Source organism: Pseudomonas sp. KH_046_2 (assembly GCF_057838985.1).
The window spans coordinates 124,940-145,836 of record NZ_JBYQOW010000002.1; the positions used below are offsets into that span (position 1 = coordinate 124,940).

A 20,897-nucleotide genomic window follows, 5' to 3' on the forward strand; every position below is an offset into this window, starting at 1 on the left:
AGCCCCCGGATCAGGTCCAGATTGAGTGCCCCCCGAATAACGAGTAACCCTCGATTCTTTCGTTTTACCTCCCCTCTGACCAGGTGAAGCATTCGACGGCCCCACTGCCCGGGCCTTCGGATGCGCGATCGCGGGGAATCCCCTCGCAAAATAAGACCTCTCTTTCCCCCGACACTTCCGCCTTCTCGATTCGGTATCTCTCCAGGTGATACCACGACATTTAAAAAGGCCGTCACTTGGCCTTCACAAAATATACGTGCGTGTTATGCTTCGCGAAAATTCCCCGCCGATGATTTCGGTTGGCAGGGAACCCTTCTATCGACAACCAGATGACAACAGGAACCTTCAATGGCCTTAGAAGAGTCGATTACAGATCGCCCAGTGGCGCACGTGGGCTCGCAGGGTGTGTCGGCTGCTGTAACGGCCGCTTCGCTTAAAGCAACGGTTCTTCCTGAACTGTTCGCTAACACCTCGCGCATAAGTTCTGGAGCCTTGCTAACTGTTACATGTGTTTTATCTTCCATAAATCAGTCACTTACCTAATTTAACTTCTTTTAAGTTTTTTTCGCGCGTAACGAGTGATTGATTGCCAATCTGCACAATTTCAATTCCATAGTAACCTCTCATTTTGAGCTCGTCTGAAGTGGAGGCTAGGCCATGACGGCCATTTATGTTTGGGGGTAGTGCACCCCAAGTGCCGGTTATGTCGCGATGACTCGTGGATCGAAATCCCTCACTATCATTGGGGCGTGCGGACACCTGCCAGCAAAATAATCTTACGTAATGACAGGGGCACACTCGTCAAGCTTTCCATGGACATCTTCTTCAGCGCCCTAAATACAACTGTTTCAGTCGTATTGAGGATGTCCATGCCCTATAGAGGAATATATGGACAAAAAATCAGTTTGATGTCCATGGAGCTCGTTCCTATTTCGCAAACCGCTGGTCCAAGCATTGACGCCTGAAACCAGCAAAGTACGACAGCGCTCTGAAAACCATGGAACTATGTAGAGCCCATACTCAGTTATGTACTTTGGGCTTCTGCAAGGCCGAGCATTGCGTCCTTAATATTCTTTTTGCTCTGTATAATCCATTTTGCCCAAGACAAAATCTCTCTACCGCTACGCAGTGCTGATGCTTCCCCCCAGTTTAATACGTATTTGGTCGTGAGAAGCGCACCCAAATCCTTTGCATGAATATTTGGCGTAGTTTTAATTATTTTGTCCACTTCCAACATTATTGGCTCGGAGGAAGCTATAGATAGAACAGCATCAAAATGTGAGGCGTATTTTGCGGCTTTTCCGTTGTTCAAGCTAAAGCTAGTAGTATCTTGTGCCGCTAGTTCAAATCTAGCTAGGATGCGTAAAGCGTTAACATAGCCAGCCGGATATTTATCAGCTTTCTTGATGCTCTTATTAGCTTCAAGCCATTTTAAGCACTCAATTGTTACAAGAGGTGAGGCAAGCGGAGAGAAAATTTTGGTGGATCGGCGTCTTCTGGATGTTTTAATGCCGTCTTTAAGAACTCCGCCTTGGTCTCGATATATCCAGCCATTTAAAGAGCTAACAAGGAAGCCACAGAGTTCAAGCCATTTGCATATCCTCAGCGTGTACACATGCCAGGTTTTTTCGGCATAGGTGCTGTTAGGAAAAATTTCTTGAAGAATAGCAATTGCATCGCTGAGCGTCATTATCGAATTTGATGTGCGATCCTGGATTGCAAGCGTGAATGCATGTTTTTTGAATTTTTCTCTAACGGCTTGAAGTATCGCTACTTCATCGCCTTGGACTAGGCCTGGATTTAGCTGGTAGGTTCCGCCTTCTCGCGTGGCCACACCAAACATATTAATATCTGTGCCTGTGTTTTGAATTGAGCCTTCTGTCAATCCCGAAATTGTCACGAGGTCGTGCGTGGAAAGTGGTTTGTTTGCTTGCAGCAGTTTGGCGACTTTTATTACGGACGCCGGTTCTGTTGATGGTAGATAGCGTAACGGGATTACAGGAACCTTTTGTGTTAGCAGATACTCTCGGAAGATATCCCAGTATACGTTTAATCTGTCACCACTTTTAATTACAAGTCTGCGATGCATCAGAGAATCTAATGCTTCAGCGCTTGAAGACTCTATTACCTCAAACCAGTCTACCGGAGCCCTTTGCGCGACTATATTCAGGCATGTACGATCTGCTTTGCTAAGTTGATTTAGATCAGTGTCAAACAAACTTGCAATGTCCAATTTGTTTGCTAAAAGTTTTTCTTGGTCAGCGCCAGACTGAATTTTTTCATAAATATGTATGCATAATTTTTTCAATAGCCATGGGTAACCTTGGCTACTCACAATTAAGTTGTGTCTCAAATCGTTTTGAAGTTTCTGTCCGAGTTCTTTTTCAAAAATATTAATTGCGGCGTTAGATTCACTATCAGAAAATGGTGAAAGCTTTCTGGTAACTCTATAGTCTGATAGTTGATGCCAAAAAAAGTAAGCCGGATGGTCACCCTGGGTGGTGCTGTCACTTTTCCAAGCAAATCCTAAGCACAGGCAGCTACATACGCTCGCCGCGTTGAGTAGTAATGATTTGGCTCTATTGAAAACTTCAAAAAGCTCTGGTTTCGAATATAGTTCTTCGAACTGATCGAAAATTAGAACAATTAATTTTTTTTGCGCGGCGACACTAGCTAAGTAGTTTTTTAATGATGTTGAGTTTAGCGGGTTGCTTACGTCAGAAACGACGAGTTCAATCGACGCGTCGCCATAGCCTTGAGTTTGTGCCGCAGATAGACATTTTAGCAGTGCTGAATAAATATAGGATGGACCTGTGGCTGCTCGGACGTCCACAGGGAATATGAAGTATTTGTTCCTATTCTGGACATTCCTCGACTTGTCAGAAAGCTTCGCTACCAGTGAGCTTTTGCCCATGCCGGAGTCTCCGGTGAGAGCAAATATTCTTGTTGTAGTCGACTGGGAGAGCACCAGCTTGAAAAAATCAAAAACAAAATTTATATCTTTAGCGCGTCCTACAAAGTCTTGAGGTCTAGCGGGGCGATAATCGCTCCACTCAACGCCTGTTTGTACTTGAGCTACCTCTCCAACATCTTCAGCTACTGGTAGAATCGGCTTGACTGTGCTGGCAGTTTGAGCTTCAAATTCCAGTGATCCAAGCGATGTGTCAGTTCCCAATAAGTTCGCTATCAATTTAGAGTCTGTTACTGGCTCGTTGTTAGAGGCGTAGTAGAAAATAACTTTATTAGGGATGCCCCCTGCCAGGATTGTTACAGCCCATAGATTCCCATAGGGGGTGACTAACAACACCCAGCCACCTAAAAGATTCTGGCTGTTGCAATAATCAAGTGCTTTTGGCTGTGGAGGTTCTTTAATCACATTTGCAGCTATTAATGCATTTATTACATCTTTAGGCTCATAAAAGCTTAGGGTCGTGGCTTGAGCGGTGGGTTTGTTTTGCCATGTCTCCATAAAGCCTTTGGCTTCTTTGCCATATTCAGCGGTGCTGACTAACCATGCTTCTGAGTACTCCATCAAAGCTCGTGTGCCGGCTAGATTTTTAAGTATATTCGCGTCTATAGGCTTATCCCTGTATGCCTTACACTCTACGTAAATTTCCTTTCCGCTTATTTTGTGTTTGCAGAGGAGGTCAAGCTCGACTGCCGTGAAACGAATTTCATTTATAACTTCATATGATTGGGCAGATAAGAGTTGTGCCGTCAACTTTTCCAGCAGATCGCCTTTCTCTTTAGTTGAGGCCGAGCTTGGCAGGGCGACTTCAATTTTAATATCCATTTTTTAGAAACGCTCTCTTGGCAGTAATCGTTTTTTAGGCACAATATGATTCATACTACTCCTCAAGCATGGCGCAACGCTACTACGCGGCACACTAGAAGGCTATCTTGATATCGCTGCTAAAAGGTTGCGCGTTTTGACGCCAAGAGTAGAAATCCACACCGAGGCTCTTTTGCGAGAAAACCGAATCGATCCCCTGTCGTGAACACGATGCTGCTGAATTTAGCCTGCTCTTAGGCAAACTCTATCCTGCGTCTAGCGGACATCGTGATTATTTTTCTTTTTGCGTTATTGGCAGGCACGAAGTGGCGATTAAACAAACCAATAGACACCCGCACATAACACCGAGTAATGCCGATGCTCCGAAGCGTTCCAAAACAAAAGCTGCGGCAATGGGGCCGCAGGCTTGGGCAACAAGGACGGGCCTTGCGAGCAGTCCCATTCGTGCGCCATATCCTTGAGGTCCAAACAGTGCCAATGGAAGAGTGCCGCGAGCAATGGTAAGGATGCCGTTACCTGCTCCGTAAAGTGCAATCGCCGCGAAGGCCAGCCAAGGCAGGCCTGAGATCAGCAGTCCAAGTCCTATCAAACAAAGCAACACACCAGCTCGTGCGGACCAAGTTGGGTGGAGGTTTCTGCCTATGGAAAACTCTGCCACCCGTGCCACGACTTGCGAAGGGCCAATTACCATGCCGACGGCCAAGGCCACAGCAGTCGCAATCCCCAGCTGATTAAGGACATTGAGCAGGTGCACTGAGATGCCTGATACCACCAGCGCCAGAATCGTCAGCATCGCGCCAATCAGCAAGAACAGATGGTTGGTAGTGTCGGGGCGAAGCTCTGATGCATTGGGCGCTTCTGTAATGACGGGGTGAGGCGGTTGTTTTGTGCTTCCGGGAATCAACAGGGCATGAATAGGGAATCCTATTAGCAAGTGAACAGTTGCGATGACAAAGCAGGCGCTTCGCCAACCGATCCAACTCTCCAGTCCCGCTATCACCGGCCAGCCTATGGTGCTGGCGAACCCACCTAACAGGGTCAGCCCGGTAATTGACGTTCGAGCCCCCTCGCCGAAAAGACGTCCTAGGGTTGAGAAGGCTGCGTCGTATAAACCCGCTGCCATGGCAACGCCGATCAGGGTCCAGGCGAGATAGTAATTGGCAGTGTTGTCCGCCAGCCCCATCAGTAGCATGCCGAGAGCCAGCAGCAGTGAACTGGCGGCTAGGACAGAGCGTCCGCCATGACGATCAATCTTACGACCAACTGCCGGCGAGGCAGCTCCGGCTACCAGCAATCCCCAAGACAGGCCGCCCACTACGCTGGTAATGGACCACCCCGTCTCTTTGGCTATCGGAGACGCAAGCACAGCAGGCAAGTAATAGGTCGTCCCCCAGGCAAGAATCTGAGTGAAACCCATGGCCCATACGAGCCTGGAGCGATTGATCGGGGGATGAATCTGCTCTGGAAGTGTCACGACCGGCGCACTCGTCTTTTAGTTGTCAGTAACAACAAGCTAGCGTCTTCGTCTGGCTACCGTCAACCAGAGATCGGTGTTGACGATTCCGAGATACCGGGATTACTGTTGCAGCTAACAACTAAATTGTGACGGGTATGACGAAGGGTAAAAACGATCAGCTGACTCAGGATTCCGAGGACTTGTACGAGGCGTTGAACCAGCTGGTTCGCGTCCATCAGTTCCGTGATCGAGATCGGATCTGCTGTTACGACGTGTCTGTAACCCAGTGCTATGCCGTCGAAACACTGGTCAAAAGGGGCGCGCTACGCCTTCAGGTCTTGGCGGAAGAAATGTTCTTGGACAAGAGCACGGCGAGTCGAGTGATCGATACCCTGGAGCGCAAAGGGTATGTGTCCCGCGTTGAAGATAATGAAGATCGGCGTGCGGTGCGAATTCAGGCAACGGATGCTGGACGTGAGCTATACGCGAAAATCAGAGCTGATCTGATTGCTGAGGAGCGAGCGATGATTGAGAACCTGTCGGCTGAAGCTAGGCAGGGAGCGCTGAGTTTGCTCAGGCAGATTACGCGGGCCACGGAGATTCGCTGCGGGCTCGTGAGTGAGTGCTGCCCAGCCGTGAAGAGCAAGGATTGAAAGGGAAAAACGCCCTTTTTTTGTGAATAATGTTGTTACTACCAACGTAATAGGGCTCCAACAATGCGAGTTCGTTTAGCTGAACCGAAAGACACTGTTTCAATAGCTGCCATCTACAACCAGGGGATCGAGGAGCGTAGCTCTACGTTTGAAACGACTCCTCGAAGCCCGGCAGACATGCTTGATCGCATCAACTCAATGGAGCGTTATCCAGTATTGGTCATGATCGATAAAACGGATCAGGTTGTTGGATGGGCAGGACTCAGTAGCTATCGCGCTCGTGCCTGTTACGACGGCATTGCGGATTTTTCCATTTACCTGGACCGCAGTGTTCGCGGCCAGGGGCTCGGCAAGCAGTTACTTCAGTCACTGCTGACAGAAGCCGAAGCTCGCGGATTCTGGAAAGTCCTTTCACGTATTTTTACCTTCAATCACGCCAGCCTCGCATTGTGCGAAGCCTCCGGTTTCCGCCAAGTGGGGGTGTATGAAAAACACGCCTGCCTGGAAGGGCGTTGGCTCGACTGCGCGATTGTCGAGCTCCTGTTTCCGATCAATCAGCCAGCCTGAAGAAGGAATCGATCATGGAAAACAATCATCTTCCCGTGGCCATCATTGGAGCAGGCCCAGTGGGTCTCGCCGCAGCTGCCCATTTGCTGGCCAGAGGTATCACTCCGCTGATTCTGGAAGCTGGTCCGAAAGCTGGGTCCAGTATTGAAGAATGGGCGCATGTGAAGATGTTCTCTCCATGGCAGTTCAACGTGGACAAGGAGGCGGCCAAACTTCTGCTGGTCGATGGTTGGACTCCACCGCCGGAGAACGAGTATCCAACAGGTCGTGAACTGCTGGACCAGTTTGTTCGACCTCTCGCGGACCTCGAACAGATCAAGCGTCACTTGCAGCTCAATACCCGTGTTCTAGCGGCCACTCGCGTCGGGCAGGATGTGATGAAGACCCAGGGCAGATCGGCAGCTCCTTTTTTACTGCGTGTCGTAGGGCCAACGGGTGAACAGGATGTGCTGGCCAGTGCTGTCATTGATGCCTCGGGCACTTACCTGACACCGAACTGGATGGGTGCCCATGGCATCCCTGCATTGGGCGAGATCGAGCATGCAGCGCACATTGCGTACGGCATTCCGGATGTACTGGGCCGTGCCCGGAATCGCTATGCCAACAAAAGAGTGCTGGTAGTGGGGGGTGGTCACTCCGCGTTTAACGCCCTCCAGGATCTGGTGCGTCTAATTCAGGAGGCACCGCATACCAAAGCGCTATGGGCGATCCGGGGTAATTCTCTTGAGCGCATTCTGGGTGGTGGTGCGAATGATCAATTGGAAGAGCGCGGAAAGCTCGGCCTGAAAATTCGTCGGTTGCTGAATGATGGCGTGATCGAGTTGTTCAAAAACGTCGCTATCGATCAGGTTGTAGGCAATGGCCAAGGGTTGGTCGTGAAGGCGGGAGAGCAGGTACTTCCACCTGTGGACGAGCTCATTGTGGCGACTGGATTCCGCCCAGACATACGGCTGCTAGCCGAGCTACGTATCGCGCTTGATCACGCGACCCAAAGCGCCGTGTTGCTCGCTCCAATGATTGATCCCAATGAGCACAGTTGCGGTACGGTCAGGCCCCACGGTGCGGTAGAACTAGCCCATCCTGAGGAAGGTTTGTTCATTGTGGGGATGAAGAGCTATGGCCGGGCGCCTACGTTCTTGTTGATGACAGGGTATGAGCAGGTACGGTCTGTCGTCGCGGCATTGGCGGGTGATTGGGATGCAGCGAAGAGGGTTGAACTGGTTCTCCCGGAGACTGGCATATGCAACTCGGATTTCGATGAAGTCGATGACCGTTTTAAGGCTTCGACCAGTCAGGCGTCTTGTTGCGGTGCTGGCGGCGCAATCCCTGAGGTTGCACCTCGTACCTCTCCAGGTTGTTGCAAAGGCTAGTACCAACAACCGATATCCGCCCCTGCGATAGGGGCGGATCAAATCTCACTGTTTTACTTTTTAAGCGTGCTCAGATAGTCCTTGAGCGCCTTCTCGTCACCCGACTTAACGGTCATCCCGTCTGGGCCGGTGCCGATTTCCGTGTATTGCTTGGCCGGTTCGCCGTGTGCCTTGAATTCTTTCAGTTGTTCAGAGCCTTCACGAAAGACCCAAAGGCGTCCGTCTTCTACTTTGGTAAAGAAACCTGGCTTGTCGTACTGGCTCGCGAAGCTAACGCTCGCAAACAAGCTGGTCAGCAAGGCGGCGGTGATCGTCAGTTTTTTCATTTTCCTGGCTCCTGATTGGTTGGATCGGAGCAGAGGCTATCCCCTGACGGATGACAAACTTATTACAGTATTCGCATATACATTTTTCCAAATGTTTCTGAAGCGTTCCGCTGAGTGAATATCCTACGCCCCCTATATTACGGGCTTGTAGGTGAGTCCGTTAGCCAGGAGCTGGTCTTTTCCAAATTACTCCGTCGCAGGGTCTTTACCTTGCATGCGAAAAAACATATATTCGTTTAACCGTATATCAGCTGAGATTGCACAATGACCAGCAAAGCCCGTGTTCTGTTCGTTTGTACCGCCAACGCTGCCCGCTCACAGTTGGCCCAAGCGCTGCTGAGGCATACCGATTCGGAGCATTTCGAGGCGTTCAGCGCCGGCACTGTCCCAACTCAGGTCGATCCGCGCACCTTTGACGCACTTTCCCACCTTGGGGTGAATACCGAAGGATTGCGTAGTAAGTCGATCGAAGAATTCCGAGGTGAGCGTTTCGATTACGTCATCACCTTGTGCGATAAAGCCGCAGCGGAATGCCAGTCGCTACCTGGAGCCGGCGAGGCATTGGCCTGGAATTTTGAAGATCCGGCCACCAGCACTAAACCCGATGCATTCCGTCACACCCTTCACGAAATTCATGAGCGCATCAAGATGTTCGTCTTGGTGAAAAGCAAACGCTGAGAATCGATATGGCTGACCATCTGACACCGACCACTGTATTCAAATGCCTGGCTGACGACACCCGTGTCCGCACGATGCTGCTCATCACCCGTGAAGGAGAGCTATGTGTTTGCGAGCTGACCTGCGCGTTGAACGAGAGTCAGCCAAAAATCTCCAGGCACCTGGCGCAGTTGCGCACTTGCGGTTTGCTGTCGGACCGTCGGCAAGGCCAATGGGTTTATTACCGACTGCACCCGAATCTCCCTAATTGGGTTCATCAAGTGCTGACCACTACGCTCGAAAGCAACAAGCACTGGTTAAGCCCTGATGCCAAACGCCTTGATGAAATGGGTGACCGTCCTGAACGGGCAGCCGTGTGCTGTGAAAGCAAAATCGCCTGATTCCGCCTTCGACTACGAGACCGCTCGATGAAAATCCTGTTTCTCTGCACTGCTAATAGCTGCCGCAGCATCCTCTGTGAAGCGATCTTCAATCACTTGGCACCGGAAGGCATGAAAGCCTACAGCGCGGGCAGTCAGCCCAAAGGTGAAGTGCATCCGCTGAGCCTCAAAACATTGGGGAATTCTGGTATTTCGACGTTCGGGCTGTCCAGTAAGTCCAGCGATGTCCATGTGAACCTGGCTCCTGATTTCGTCATCACGGTATGTGACAAGGCTGCCGGTGAGGCCTGTCCGGTATTTTTCGGGCCAGCTACCAAGGCGCACTGGGGGCTGGCCGACCCTTCGGAATACCAAGGGACGCAAGAAGAGATCGAGGCGGCTTTTGAAGCCACCTTGGAGCAGATCAAAACCCGTATCCAAGCCTTCCTGGCTTTACCGCTTTCCCAACTGAGTGCCGAACAGCTCAAGGCAGAGCTGGCCCTGATTGGCACGCTGTAACCACAGGAGCAATGATCATGATTAAAAGCCGCCTTTCATTTCTGGACCGTTACCTGACGCTGTGGATTTTTCTCGCCATGGCCTTGGGCATCGGTTTGGGAAGCCTGTTCGAAGGCTGGCCACAGTGGCTCAACAGTCTTTCTGTGGGCACAACCAACATCCCTATCGCTATCGGTTTAATCGTGATGATGTATCCGCCTCTGGCCAAGGTTCGCTATGAGGAACTACCGGAGGTCTTCAAGGACAAACGCATCCTCGTTTTGTCTTTGGTCCAGAACTGGGTCATCGGCCCGGTGTTGATGTTCGCACTGGCGATCATCTTCTTGCGGGACCAGCCGGAATACATGACGGGTCTGATCCTGATCGGCTTGGCTCGCTGCATCGCGATGGTGCTGGTCTGGAATCAGATTGCGGGTGGCAACAATCAGTACGTCGCCGGGCTGGTGGCGTTCAACAGCATCTTCCAGATCCTGTTTTTCAGTCTGTATGCCTGGGTCTTCCTTGGGCTGTTGCCGCCGCTGTTCGGGCTGGAAAGCAGTGTGATCGAGACCAGCTTTGTCAGCATTGCCGAGTCGGTCCTGATCTACCTGGGTCTGCCGTTCCTGGCGGGCTTCCTGACCCGCAAGATTCTCATCGCCCGTAAAGGCGAAGCGTGGTTCCAGGAGCGCTTCATTCCAAAGATCAGCCCGCTGACGCTGGTGGCGCTGCTGTTGACCATCGTGGCCATGTTCAGCCTCAAGGGTGACGTGGTGCTGCAATTGCCGCTGGATGTGTTGCGTATCGCGATCCCCCTGACCATTTATTTCGTGGTGATGTTCTTCATCAGTTTCTGGATGGGCAAATTGCTCAAAGCTGACTATCCACGCACCACGGCGCTGGCCTTTACCGCCGCGAGCAACAACTTCGAACTGGCGATTGCCGTGGCCATTGCCACCTTCGGCCTGGCTTCCCCGGTCGCTTTCGCCACGGTGATTGGTCCGCTGGTGGAAGTGCCGGTACTGATTTCTCTGGTCGGTGCTGCTCTCTGGTTGAAACGCCGCTGGTTCGATGAATCCAAGAGCGCCGTTGCGCAGGACAAAGACTATGTTTGATGACCCTATCCCCCAGCTCGATACCGGACTGGTTGACCTCCCATCGGCAGACAAACTCGGTATTGAAAAGACCTCTATCCATAAGCCGCGCATTTTGCTGCTGTACGGATCAACCCGTGAGCGTTCCTTCAGCCGCCTGTTGGTAGAAGAAGCCGCTCGGCTGCTGGAGCACTTCGGCGCCGAGGCGCGGATTTTCAATCCGTCCGGTTTGCCGCTGCCAGATGACGCCCCCGACGATCATCCTCGAGTGAAGGAATTGCGCGAGCTGATGCTGTGGTCCGAGGGGCAGGTCTGGTGTTCTCCAGAACGTCACGGTTCCATGAGCGCGGTCTTCAAAGCTCAGATCGACTGGGTGCCACTGGCCATGGGCGCGGTACGCCCGACCCAAGGCAAAACCCTTGCCGTCATGCAGGTGTGCGGTGGCTCGCAGTCGTTCAACGTGGTCAATCAGCTGCGAGTGTTGGGACGTTGGATGCGCATGTTCACCATCCCCAACCAATCCTCCGTGCCGAAGGCCTATATGGAATTCGACGATAGCGGCCGGATGAAACCTTCTCCGTTCTACGACCGTGTCGTTGATGTAATGGAAGAGTTGGTGAAATTCACGCTGCTGCTTCGCGACCGTCAGGACTATCTGGTCGATCGTTATTCCGAGCGCAAGGAGTCGGCGGAAGAACTCATGAAACGTGTCAATCAGCGCTCCATCTGAGGATTTTTCACCGTGCAACAACACCCATACTCCGTACTTCCCTTGGCACAGTTCAATGGCCAATTGATCTTCACCCCGTGCCCAGGCACGAAGGGCACCCGACCGTTCGAGGCGCTGCAAACCCTCAAGGATGCGGGGGCATCGGCGTTGCTGACGCTAATGCCGACCGAGGAGCTGCTTCAGAACGAGGTCGATCTGCTGCCCGAAGAGTGCCAAATGCTCGGCATCGAGTGGTTTCACCTGCCAGTTGAAGACGATCAAGCGCCTGGCGACGCTTTCAAAGCCGCCTGGGAGCAGCACCATCCGCGTCTCAAGCAATTGCTGACCGAAGGTAAAACCATCGCCATCCATTGCAAAGGCGGCTCGGGCCGTACCGGTTTGATCGCGGCTCAACTGTTGATCGAGAGCGGTGTGCCCTTCAGCGATGCCATCCGCGATGTTCAGTCGTTGCGTCCACGCGCCATTCAGCATCCCGCCCATATCGAATACATCGGCCAGTTCGACACCCAGTCGAATGCCCACTGACAGCAGATACAGAGCACAACAATATGACTATCAAAGTTGGTATCAATGGTTTTGGTCGGATCGGTCGCCTCGCGCTACGAGCAGCCTGGAGCTGGCCAGAATTTGAGTTCGTTCAGATCAACGATCCGGCAGGCGACGCAGTAACCCATGCGCACCTGATCAACTTCGACTCCGTGCATGGTCGTTGGCACAACGAAGCCAGCGCTGAAGGCGATCAGGTGGTGATTGGCGGCAAGCGCATCAAGGTCACCGCGAACAAAGCGATTGCGGACACCGACTGGTCGGGTTGCGATCTGGTGATCGAGGCCAGCGGCAAGATGAAAACCGTGGCGGTGTTGCAGGCTTACCTCGACCAAGGCGTGAAGCGTGTGGTGGTCTGCGCTCCGGTCAAGGAAAAAGGCGCGCTGAACGTCGTCATGGGCGTCAATCATCAGCTGTTCAATGCGGCGGAACATCGCATCGTCACCGCCGCTTCGTGCACCACCAACTGTCTGGCGCCCGTGGTGAAAGTCATCCACGAGAAGCTGGGCATTCGTCACGGCTCGATCACTACCATCCACGACCTGACTAACACCCAAAGCATTCTCGATCAGCCACACAAGGATCTGCGCCGTGCGCGTGCTTCCGGCATGAGCCTGATTCCGACCAGCACCGGCTCTGCCACGGCCATTGCCGAAATTTTCCCGGAGCTACGTGGACGCCTGAATGGTCATGCCGTACGCGTGCCGCTGGCCAACGCTTCGCTGACCGACTGTGTCTTTGAAGTTGAGCGAGCCACAACGGTCGAAGAGGTGAACCAACTGCTCAAGGACGCTTCCGAGAACGAGCTGAAAGACATCCTCGGTTTCGAGGAGCGTCCACTGGTGTCCATCGACTACCGTACCGACCCTCGTTCATCGATCATCGATGCGCTGTCGACCATGGTCATCAACGGCACCCAGGTCAAACTCTATGCCTGGTACGACAACGAATGGGGCTATGCCAACCGTACCGTTGAGCTGGCCAAAATGGTCGGTCTGGCAGTCTAAGGAGCGGTCATGAAAGCGTTGTCAGCCCTCGCTCCGGAAGTGCGGCAGTACCTGCTCGTGACGGGCAACTACTGGGCCTTCACCCTCACCGACGGCGCCTTGCGCATGTTGGTGGTGCTGCACTTTCACGCGTTGGGCTACAGCCCACTTCAAATCGCCGCGTTGTTTCTGTTCTATGAGCTTTTTGGCGTGATCACCAACCTGGTGGGTGGCTATCTCGGCGCCCGACTGGGGCTGAACCGAACCATGAACATCGGGCTGGGCATCCAGGTCGCGGCGCTGCTGATGCTGACCGTTCCTGTGGCTTGGCTAACCATTCCATGGGTGATGGGCGCACAGGCGTTGTCGGGGATTGCCAAAGACCTGAACAAGATGAGTGCCAAAAGCTCCATCAAGCTTCTGGTTCCTGATGGGCAGCAGGGCAAGCTCTACCAGTGGGTGGCGATCCTCACCGGCTCGAAGAACGCACTCAAGGGAGTCGGCTTCTTTCTCGGCGGAGCCTTGCTGGCATTGATCGGCTTCAAAGGTGCATTGCTGGCCATGGCGGGTGTTCTGGCGCTGATCTGGATCAGCAGCTTGATACTGCTGAAGAAGGACCTGGGCAAAGCGAAAGCCAAGCCCAAGTTTCGCGACATTCTGTCCAAGAGCAAGGCGATCAATATCCTCTCGGCGGCGCGGATGTTCCTGTTCGGTGCCCGCGATGTCTGGTTTGTGGTGGCCTTGCCGGTGTACCTGAGCAGCGTGTTCGGCTGGGACTTCTGGCAGGTTGGCGGCTTCCTTGCGGCTTGGGTGATTGGCTACGGCATCGTGCAATCCTTCGCGCCCAACATCACCGGCAAGAAACGTGGGCACGTACCGGATGGTCGTGCGGCATTTTTGTGGGCACTAGCACTGGCAGGGTTGCCCGCGGCCATTGCTCTTGGGCTGAGCACCGGGTGGTCACAACAGGTGGTGTTGCTCGGCGGACTGATGGTCTTTGGCGCGCTATTCGCGGTGAATTCGTCGCTGCACAGCTACCTGATCGTGTCCTACGCCAAGGAAGATGGCGTGTCGCTGGATGTGGGTTTTTATTACATGTCCAACGCCATGGGACGGCTGATCGGCACGGTGCTGTCCGGCTGGGTTTATCAGGTGTATGGGCTGGAAGCATGCTTGTGGATATCGAGCGCCTTTGTGCTGCTCGCAGCACTGATTTCTATCGCCTTACCTAGGCATGCCGAGGCGATATGAATCCGTCAGACAGGACGGAGTGAACCTCTTCGCGCTACGTGCGTGTGGAGGAATTGGCAGAGCCTGAATCAGCACATGTCGGAGGCACGCCATGAGTAAATCAATCAGCATCCCCACACTGTCCTTTGTGGTGATTACAGCGTTGGCATTGACCGCTTGTGATCAAGGTGAGACACCTGCCAAGCATCCGTCCGGTATGGACAAGACGATTGAGGGGACATGGTTTATAGGTGAGTGGCGCAATAACCAGAGGGATGCTTTGGCGCTACCGTCGTTTCGGCTTTCCGCCGACAGTCTGCAATGGGGTGATTGTACGGCGGAGTTTGGCAGCCTGATTAGCCGCGACGAAAAGCGAGCATCCCTGGTGGTAAAAGAGGGTAGCGACTGTCCAGCCAGCAGCCAAGGACGGCTGAAGGACATCCTCCTTCAGCGCATAAACGAGTGCATGGCCAGTGTCGAGCTTTACGCTTCTGCGGAAGATGTCAGGCAAGGTTCTCCTCAACAATCAGCGGTGTATTTCAAGGTCGGCTGCCGGCCACTTCAGGTGGACTGATCGGCAAGAAAAGTTACGATCTCATTGACTGTGCTCCGTGCTGTCCGTGTTACACCGATCAGTGTGGCGGAAGCTGAACCTGTCCACTCGCCGTAACCGACCAGCCACAGCCCTGGCTCTTTGATCGAGTGGGTGCCTTCGACCTCAACGCGGCCCTCGGTGTTGACCACCCCCAGTGAATCCAGATGCTGAAGGGCTGGCCGAAATCCGGTGCACCAAATCACCGAGTCCACCGCAGACTCGGAACCATCGACCCAAACAACCCCATTAGGAGTAAAACTTTCGAAAGATCGTAGAGACTTGAGAACATTGCGCTCTCGGGCTTCGGCAACGGGTGGAACCATGACGATATCGCCCAGCCCACCAACCGGCTGCTCAATGACGCGCCCCTCCAGCTGGGCTTTCCAGCGATCAGTTGCACGCTCGAACAATACCCGCCCATCCACATCGTCAGGCAAGAACATCGGTTCTACTGGGGTTACCCACGTGGTCGCAGCGACCTTTGAAACTTCGGCAAGAATTTGTGCCCCTGAGTTACCTCCACCCTCCACCCACCACCAACACCTTTTTGTCCGCGAACGGCCACGCTTCGACATAATTCGCGGAGTGCAACTGCTGACCCTCGAATAGCTCTGCATTGGGATAGTGAGGTACGTAGGGATTGCTCCAGGTGCCTGTAGCGCTGACAACAACCTTGGCATCCCAATGCTTGTCTTCAGAACGTACACGCAGGCCAGATTCCGTTCGCTCAACAGAAGTGACCCGAACTGGGCGCTCGACCGGGAAATGGTAGCGCTGTTCGTATTGGTTGAGGTATTCGATCACATGATTTCGTGAAGGATAGCCATCTTGCGTAGGGGGCATCATCCAGCCAGGTATCGAACTCCAGGTGGCGGGCGAGAATAGACGCAGCGAGTTCCAGCCATGTCGCCAGGCACCACCGGGTTCTTCCTCTGAGTCGAGGATTACGAACGAAAGAGGTGTGCGGCGCAGGAAATACGCTACAGCCAAGGCTGATTGACCCCCGCCGATAATGACTACGTCTAGTTGAGCGCTGAGCGAATCAGTCATTGGACGAACCTTAGATCGATGCAAGACGGTCCAGTATAGCGATTCAATTTTGACTCCAACTGATCCAGCTCATATCGAGAGGGGAGTCTCCTACGGGGTGTGCAATCCCTGGGTAGAGCTTGGAAATCTGGCATTCACAACGAAGCCCCCCGCGATATGGCTTACATAGGCGGGGGGCTTGGATTAACGCACTCGTGAAAAGCGTCACGCTAGTACTAGACGACTTTCTTACGTAGTAAACCTGCGCGTCTTGAAGCTGATCTTCTCTTTGAATTCCTCCACTTTCCCAATGCGGCGAATGCTCGCCCACGTCCCTTTGTAATATGGGATTACGTTTCGATCTGTCCATGGCGTGGTCAGATCGCCCATCACACCGTTGAAATGGCCGAACTGCATAAACGTCTGGTTACGCTTGATATCCGGCTCCAGGTAGGCCAGCGCGTAGGATGAACCGTAGTCGTTAAACACCTCGACCACGTCCCCAGATGTAATAGCCAAGACTTGGGCATCGTCGGGGTTAATTTCCAGATAGGCCATCGGCACACGCCGTTGCACGAAGTCGTTGTATTGATCGTGGTAGAGCGTTTGCCACACTTCGTTGATGCGCCCGTTGTTGACCCAGAACTGGTGTTTCTCCTTCTGTTCTGCCACCGGTTTTGGCAATCCGGGCCATGTCGCTGGCTTGAACTCAGCCTTGCCGTCCGGAGTGTCAAATTTGTAATCGGTGTAGAGCATCTCGGTGCCGATCAGCTTGCCTTCTCGGTATTCTTTAGTGGGTAACTGGACGCCATTGTTGCCCATGGCTTTCAGCCGCTCGTAAGTGACGAGATTGCCCGTGGTGCCTCCCTGACTGTCGATTGGGCCAGCACCGGGTTGGCCAGCCATACGGAAGCCGTCGTTGAAGGCGTCCTCCTCGCTTTTCCAGTCGAACCCTGCAAAACGCGCCGCCATGTCCTGTTTCCCTTCGTCCGTATACATCTGCCGAAGGGTGTTAGCGATAGCCGCTGCGATGAGGCAATCGGCTTTCGCCGAACCAGGGGGATCCATGAATTTTTGTGAAAGGCGCATCCGGCGCTCGCCATTCATTGAGGTGAGATTCATTTCGCCTGGATGGGTCGCCGGCAGCATCACATGGGCGGCTTCTGCCAGTTTGGTAGGGTAGAGGTTGATGTTGGCGAAAAAGAGACCGCCTTTGTTTTTCACCGCGTCGTAGATTGCGTCCACCATCTGCGCAGTTGTACCGCCGCGAACATTGGCCATGGCCTCCCTGACAATGTTCGCGCGTTTTAGAATGACCGCACGATGTTGCTCAGCATTGAGTGTGGTCTGGAAGGGATTGGCCCCCCATGCCGTGTACATCATGCCTTTGCCGTTGATGATCTCCTGATCCACATAGATCTTGGTATTGCCTGGATAAGGGGGGCGTGTGTACCCCTCTTGGTGCCCACCCATCCGCACCACCCCCGTACCTCGTCGTCCGACGTTGTGAGTGGCCAGCACCAAGTCGACCAATGCAGACTGGATGAGGTAGTTGTCATTGCCCCAGATGATTCCTTTTTCGTAGGCGTGCATGGTGTGGGGACGGTGGCCAGAGGTTTTGGGTTTGTAAGCCCATTCGGCTGCTTGCTTGAGCTTGTCCACCGATACCCCGGTAACGCGACTGGTTTCCTCAAGCGACATTCGATTGGCTTGAAGTGCCTGCTCAAACGCTTTGGTATGGGCCGCGATAAATTCCTGGTCATGCCATTTTTGGTCGACCACGTAAGTCAGCAGACCATTGAACAGAGCGATATCCGTTCCCGGTTCGATATCCAAGTGCAGCACGTTGTCTTTACCTGCTGCTTGCTCCGCTATAGCGATGGTCGGCGTCCTGCGAGGGTCTACAAAAATCACCTTGGCTGGAGCAACGGTTTCCCCAGGAAAACGCTGTTTACGCTTGTCGACTGTCTGCCCCTGCAAGTTGGGAAGCCAATGCGCCAAGAAGTAGTTGGTCTGGGTTTCGTATGAATTGCAGCCGATAGCAACAATGACGTCGGCCAATTCGGCGTCTTCGTAGCTGTTGTTGAGTTCGCTAATGCCCATCTCGCGTGTGGCGTGGCACTCGGAGTTATAGGCAGGGCGGTTGTGGATTCGCACCAATGGGGTTTGCAGGGCGGTGAACATCAGTTTGCCGGTGCCCCAGGTATTCTCGAATCCGCCTCCGGCGCCTCCGTGATCGAAGCAGTCAAAGGCGAGTGAGGCAGGCCCGTCATTGTCCAGAATCTTCTTGGTCACCCCGGCGTAAAGCGCCAGCGCATCATCCCAGCTGGTGTCCACCCACTGGTCAGCTACATAAACACGTGGGCTGCGTAAACGCTCCCTGCCTACCCCATCGGGGCTGTACATGACCTTGGCCAGTTGTCCGCCTCGTGTGGACGAAAGCCCTTTATTAACTTCGCACTGTTTGTCCGGCACGATCATGATGTTGTAGCGCTTGCCGTCCTTGTCGGTGATCGTGTTCTGCATTGCCGGCGTCATGATGATAGCCAACGGAGGCAACTGTTTGCGGAAGTCGAGCCCCAGTGCGTTCTCTTCGGGTGCCCGTCCCCCCTCTCGATTTTCCGGCCACTTGTACACGTGATAGCCACAACCCACGATGCAGAAGTGGCATGTCAGGTTGGTCTTTTGGGCATCTGTCGGAGGCAGTGCCACACGATCTTTGTTCGTTGCCAATTTGAATCTCCTTATCAAAGGAGGTTGGACTGACGTCCGTAGATCAACCCTTCGACGGCTACAGCACGGACCGAATCGTCATTGGGGTTGTACTCAAGAACTATGATCGGCAGATTCTCAGTGGCTTGGCCGGAAACCATTTGGCCAATATTCTCAGGGTCGAAAATGCTGAAATGGCAGGGACATTTGAACACCTTTTGCCCAGGGTCATAGGCAACCGGACAGCCCATATGCGTGCATAGCGTGCTGTAGGCCACAATGTCTCGATCTGGGCCGACACCGCCTGGAACGGGCGTGCCCATCTTGATCAATGCGCAAGGTGAGGCCGCGTCGGGATAGGAAAATAGGACTGGTGTGTTGACCTGCAATTTCTGAGCTTTGGAGAGCGCCTGCATTTGGTAGGGAAGATTGACTCGACCCTCCGCCGTTGGCTTTGGTGTCGCGGCTTGCGTGAGTTCGGGCAAACCTATCGCCACGCTTGCCGCAACCCCACCTCCTACTTTCAGGAAGAGTCTTCTGGATATCGATGCCATTTCTGCCTCCGCATTGTGCTCGCGATGCAGTCGGCCCTGGCTGTGTCGTAAGCGACGTTTACTTCAACCAATTGAGCATAGTAGAAAGTGCGTTTTTTTGGCCAAATGGACGGAAAATCGGACATTTGCCTATGGTTTAGTCAAAATTTCCGACTGGCGGGTTGTGGCTTACTCCGGTCACCAAGTACTGCGAAGGGCCTACAAAGCTGATTGCTTTATGTAGCAGAGCAGACTTCAAACCCTGCCTGTTATTCCAAAGCTTGGGGCCGGGAGCTGCCGCTTGTGAACTACTATTGGCCGATTGCTGCCCATCACGAACGGCAGAAATCGGCCACGATCAACCGCTCGAAGATGTCTACGAATCTGGTGTCAATTCACTTTACTCTGGTGGCTTCAACGAAATCGTGACCAGTCTGAATGAAGACATCAATCTATTCCACGAAACTGATGTTGCATTAACAGCCATCCTTGAACCCCTATGGTTAAAGTTCGGTTGGACGGTTGAAGGCATCGAAGCCAAAGCAATGCGATACAGGGCAGAACTCAATACCAAACGCGCTAATTGAGTAACCTGAGCGTCTTATATGTCCGACCGTCCTGTTGCATTGGGGCTAGCAGCTATGGACATAACTGGGCAGGATTGACAGAAAATGTCTTGTTGCCATGGACAGCTGTAGGCCGTGCTTGAACCACCGGGTCGCAAGGTGCGGAACCATGTCCATAGCTTGAAATCTTTCCTTTACATCGATGAATGTTGGCTTGATGCCACTGGCATGAATACCTGCTACGAAACTCTGGGCCGTAAGATCCAGGCTGACGTGAGGAAACAAATCGGCATAGGTGTTGGGGTCGGATTCGGTACAACTAAGACCTTGGCTAAGGCTGCAAATCGCGCCGCGAAAACCTATAAAAAGACTGGTGGGGTGGTTGGGCCTTTGGATGATGCCCGTCGGGACCGGCTCTTGAGTCTTATGCCAAGTGAAGATGTGTGGGGTGTTGGGAGGAAGCTTTCTGCCCAGATGAAGGTCATGGGGATAAATACAGCCTTCGACCTCCAGCAATTCGACCCCAAGACCCTACGCCGCTCTTTCAACGTAAATATTGAAAAAACTGCCCTGGAACTCGCCGGTGTCTCTTGTTTCAGATTCGACGAGAGCGTGGGCCCCAAGCAGACCATCGCGTCGACCCGTTCCTTCGGCGAGAGGGTCACTACGATTGAAGGGCTGCGCGAAGCGGTGGCCACCTACGTGTCCAGGGCATGCGTGAAGCTGCGTAGCGAGGGGCAACTGGCGTCGTGTCTTCAGGTTTTCATCCAAACAAGCCGCTTCGATGATCACCCTTATAGTCGAACTGCCATTTGTGGGCTCGAGGTGCCCAGCGCCGACACTCGCGACTTCGTCGCCGCCGCCTTGGCGGGACTCCAGCGCATCTATGTGCCAGGGTACCGGTATGCGAAGGCCGGCATTGTGCTGTCGCAATTTTGCTCGCCGCACAGCTACCAATCTGACTTGTTTGCTCCAACACCGCGGCGCAATGCAGATGCGCTCATGGGCGTCATTGACCAGGTCAACGCCCGGTATGGGAGGGGCAGCCTCCGGCTGGCGCTGGAACCGCCGGTGGCACATTGGGCAATGAAGCGTGATTACCTGTCGGCCAGTTTCACCACCGATTTCAATCAACTGAAATCGGTGAAATGCCAGTAATGGGGAACAGATGAATTTCAG

19 protein-coding genes and 1 pseudogene are annotated in these 20,897 nt (G+C 53.3%); 14 read left to right on the forward strand and 6 right to left on the reverse strand.

The features are described 5' to 3' along the window. Positions 1 to 1,024: 1,024 nt before the first annotated feature. Both AC3IX1_RS29385 and AC3IX1_RS29390 read right to left on the reverse strand, forming a co-directional pair. Entirely contained in the window at positions 1,025 to 3,793 is a 2,769-nt protein-coding gene (locus AC3IX1_RS29385) for an nSTAND1 domain-containing NTPase (protein WP_102599768.1), read from the reverse strand. 271 nt (positions 3,794 to 4,064) lie between these two features. Then, positions 4,065 to 5,210 (reverse strand): MFS transporter, encoded by a 1,146-nt coding sequence (locus AC3IX1_RS29390; protein ID WP_102599769.1) that lies wholly within the window; start codon positions 5,208 to 5,210, stop codon positions 4,065 to 4,067. A 194-nt stretch (positions 5,211 to 5,404) separates the two neighbouring features. Between AC3IX1_RS29390 and AC3IX1_RS29395 the strand changes: the two genes are divergently transcribed. From AC3IX1_RS29395 to AC3IX1_RS29405, 3 genes are all read left to right on the forward strand, one after another. Further along, complete coding sequence (locus AC3IX1_RS29395) at positions 5,405 to 5,902, forward strand: MarR family winged helix-turn-helix transcriptional regulator (protein WP_102599770.1); 498 nt, start codon at positions 5,405 to 5,407, stop codon at positions 5,900 to 5,902. A 63-nt stretch (positions 5,903 to 5,965) separates the two neighbouring features. Beyond that, a complete protein-coding gene (locus tag AC3IX1_RS29400) occupies positions 5,966 to 6,469 on the forward strand; it encodes an arsinothricin resistance N-acetyltransferase ArsN1 family A (protein WP_102599771.1) in 504 nt (167 codons plus the stop codon). Positions 6,470 to 6,483: 14 nt separating this feature from the next. Then, a complete protein-coding gene (locus AC3IX1_RS29405; RefSeq protein ID WP_102599772.1) occupies positions 6,484 to 7,839 on the forward strand; it encodes an NAD(P)-binding domain-containing protein in 1,356 nt (451 codons plus the stop codon). Between the two features lie 53 nt (positions 7,840 to 7,892). Here the strand turns inward: AC3IX1_RS29405 and AC3IX1_RS29410 are convergent, their stop codons facing one another. Next, complete coding sequence (locus AC3IX1_RS29410) at positions 7,893 to 8,165, reverse strand: hypothetical protein (protein WP_102599773.1); 273 nt, start codon at positions 8,163 to 8,165, stop codon at positions 7,893 to 7,895. A gap of 264 nt (positions 8,166 to 8,429) precedes the next feature. On the opposite strand from AC3IX1_RS29410, the gene AC3IX1_RS29415 reads away from it, so the two are divergent. From AC3IX1_RS29415 to AC3IX1_RS29455, 9 genes are all read left to right on the forward strand, one after another. Beyond that, positions 8,430 to 8,843: an arsenate reductase ArsC gene (locus AC3IX1_RS29415; RefSeq protein ID WP_102599774.1), complete on the forward strand. Its 414-nt coding sequence runs from the start codon at positions 8,430 to 8,432 to the stop codon at positions 8,841 to 8,843. An 8-nt stretch (positions 8,844 to 8,851) separates the two neighbouring features. Continuing rightward, positions 8,852 to 9,223 carry a metalloregulator ArsR/SmtB family transcription factor gene (locus AC3IX1_RS29420; protein ID WP_102599775.1) on the forward strand — a complete coding sequence of 124 codons (372 nt, stop codon included), beginning with the start codon at positions 8,852 to 8,854 and terminating at the stop codon, positions 9,221 to 9,223. A gap of 27 nt (positions 9,224 to 9,250) precedes the next feature. Further along, entirely contained in the window at positions 9,251 to 9,721 is a 471-nt protein-coding gene (locus AC3IX1_RS29425) for an arsenate reductase ArsC (RefSeq protein WP_102599776.1), read from the forward strand. Positions 9,722 to 9,738: 17 nt separating this feature from the next. Further along, the gene (gene arsB / locus AC3IX1_RS29430) at positions 9,739 to 10,812 is read left to right on the forward strand and encodes an ACR3 family arsenite efflux transporter (RefSeq protein ID WP_102599787.1); all 1,074 of its coding nucleotides are present in this window, start codon (positions 9,739 to 9,741) and stop codon (positions 10,810 to 10,812) included. Continuing rightward, the gene (arsH, locus tag AC3IX1_RS29435) at positions 10,805 to 11,521 is read left to right on the forward strand and encodes an arsenical resistance protein ArsH (protein WP_102599777.1); all 717 of its coding nucleotides are present in this window, start codon (positions 10,805 to 10,807) and stop codon (positions 11,519 to 11,521) included. Before arsB ends, arsH begins: the two co-directional genes overlap by 8 nt. A gap of 12 nt (positions 11,522 to 11,533) precedes the next feature. Continuing rightward, complete coding sequence (locus tag AC3IX1_RS29440) at positions 11,534 to 12,046, forward strand: cyclin-dependent kinase inhibitor 3 family protein (protein ID WP_102599778.1); 513 nt, start codon at positions 11,534 to 11,536, stop codon at positions 12,044 to 12,046. A 23-nt stretch (positions 12,047 to 12,069) separates the two neighbouring features. Further along, positions 12,070 to 13,074, forward strand: a complete 1,005-nt coding sequence (locus AC3IX1_RS29445; protein WP_102599779.1) for an ArsJ-associated glyceraldehyde-3-phosphate dehydrogenase — start codon at positions 12,070 to 12,072, stop codon at positions 13,072 to 13,074. A gap of 9 nt (positions 13,075 to 13,083) precedes the next feature. After that, positions 13,084 to 14,304 carry an organoarsenical effux MFS transporter ArsJ gene (arsJ, locus tag AC3IX1_RS29450; RefSeq protein WP_102599780.1) on the forward strand — a complete coding sequence of 407 codons (1,221 nt, stop codon included), beginning with the start codon at positions 13,084 to 13,086 and terminating at the stop codon, positions 14,302 to 14,304. Between the two features lie 91 nt (positions 14,305 to 14,395). Beyond that, the gene (locus tag AC3IX1_RS29455; RefSeq protein WP_102599781.1) at positions 14,396 to 14,857 is read left to right on the forward strand and encodes a hypothetical protein; all 462 of its coding nucleotides are present in this window, start codon (positions 14,396 to 14,398) and stop codon (positions 14,855 to 14,857) included. On the opposite strand, the pseudogene AC3IX1_RS29460 reads toward AC3IX1_RS29455, so the two are convergent. From AC3IX1_RS29460 to AC3IX1_RS29470, 3 genes and pseudogenes are all read right to left on the reverse strand, one after another. Continuing rightward, positions 14,845 to 15,928 (reverse strand): annotated as a pseudogene (locus AC3IX1_RS29460) (ArsO family NAD(P)H-dependent flavin-containing monooxygenase). The gene AC3IX1_RS29455 and the pseudogene AC3IX1_RS29460 sit on opposite strands and share 13 nt — an antisense overlap. Before the next feature lie 228 nt (positions 15,929 to 16,156). Further along, complete coding sequence (locus AC3IX1_RS29465; protein WP_102599783.1) at positions 16,157 to 18,640, reverse strand: arsenate reductase (azurin) large subunit; 2,484 nt, start codon at positions 18,638 to 18,640, stop codon at positions 16,157 to 16,159. 14 nt (positions 18,641 to 18,654) lie between these two features. Then, a complete protein-coding gene (locus tag AC3IX1_RS29470; RefSeq protein ID WP_102599784.1) occupies positions 18,655 to 19,173 on the reverse strand; it encodes an arsenate reductase (azurin) small subunit in 519 nt (172 codons plus the stop codon). Between the two features lie 161 nt (positions 19,174 to 19,334). Between AC3IX1_RS29470 and AC3IX1_RS29475 the strand changes: the two genes are divergently transcribed. Both AC3IX1_RS29475 and AC3IX1_RS29480 read left to right on the forward strand, forming a co-directional pair. Then, positions 19,335 to 19,739: a hypothetical protein gene (locus AC3IX1_RS29475; RefSeq protein ID WP_146013525.1), complete on the forward strand. Its 405-nt coding sequence runs from the start codon at positions 19,335 to 19,337 to the stop codon at positions 19,737 to 19,739. Between the two features lie 138 nt (positions 19,740 to 19,877). Then, positions 19,878 to 20,876 carry a DinB/UmuC family translesion DNA polymerase gene (locus tag AC3IX1_RS29480; RefSeq protein WP_489388902.1) on the forward strand — a complete coding sequence of 333 codons (999 nt, stop codon included), beginning with the start codon at positions 19,878 to 19,880 and terminating at the stop codon, positions 20,874 to 20,876. Positions 20,877 to 20,897: the final 21 nt, after the last annotated feature.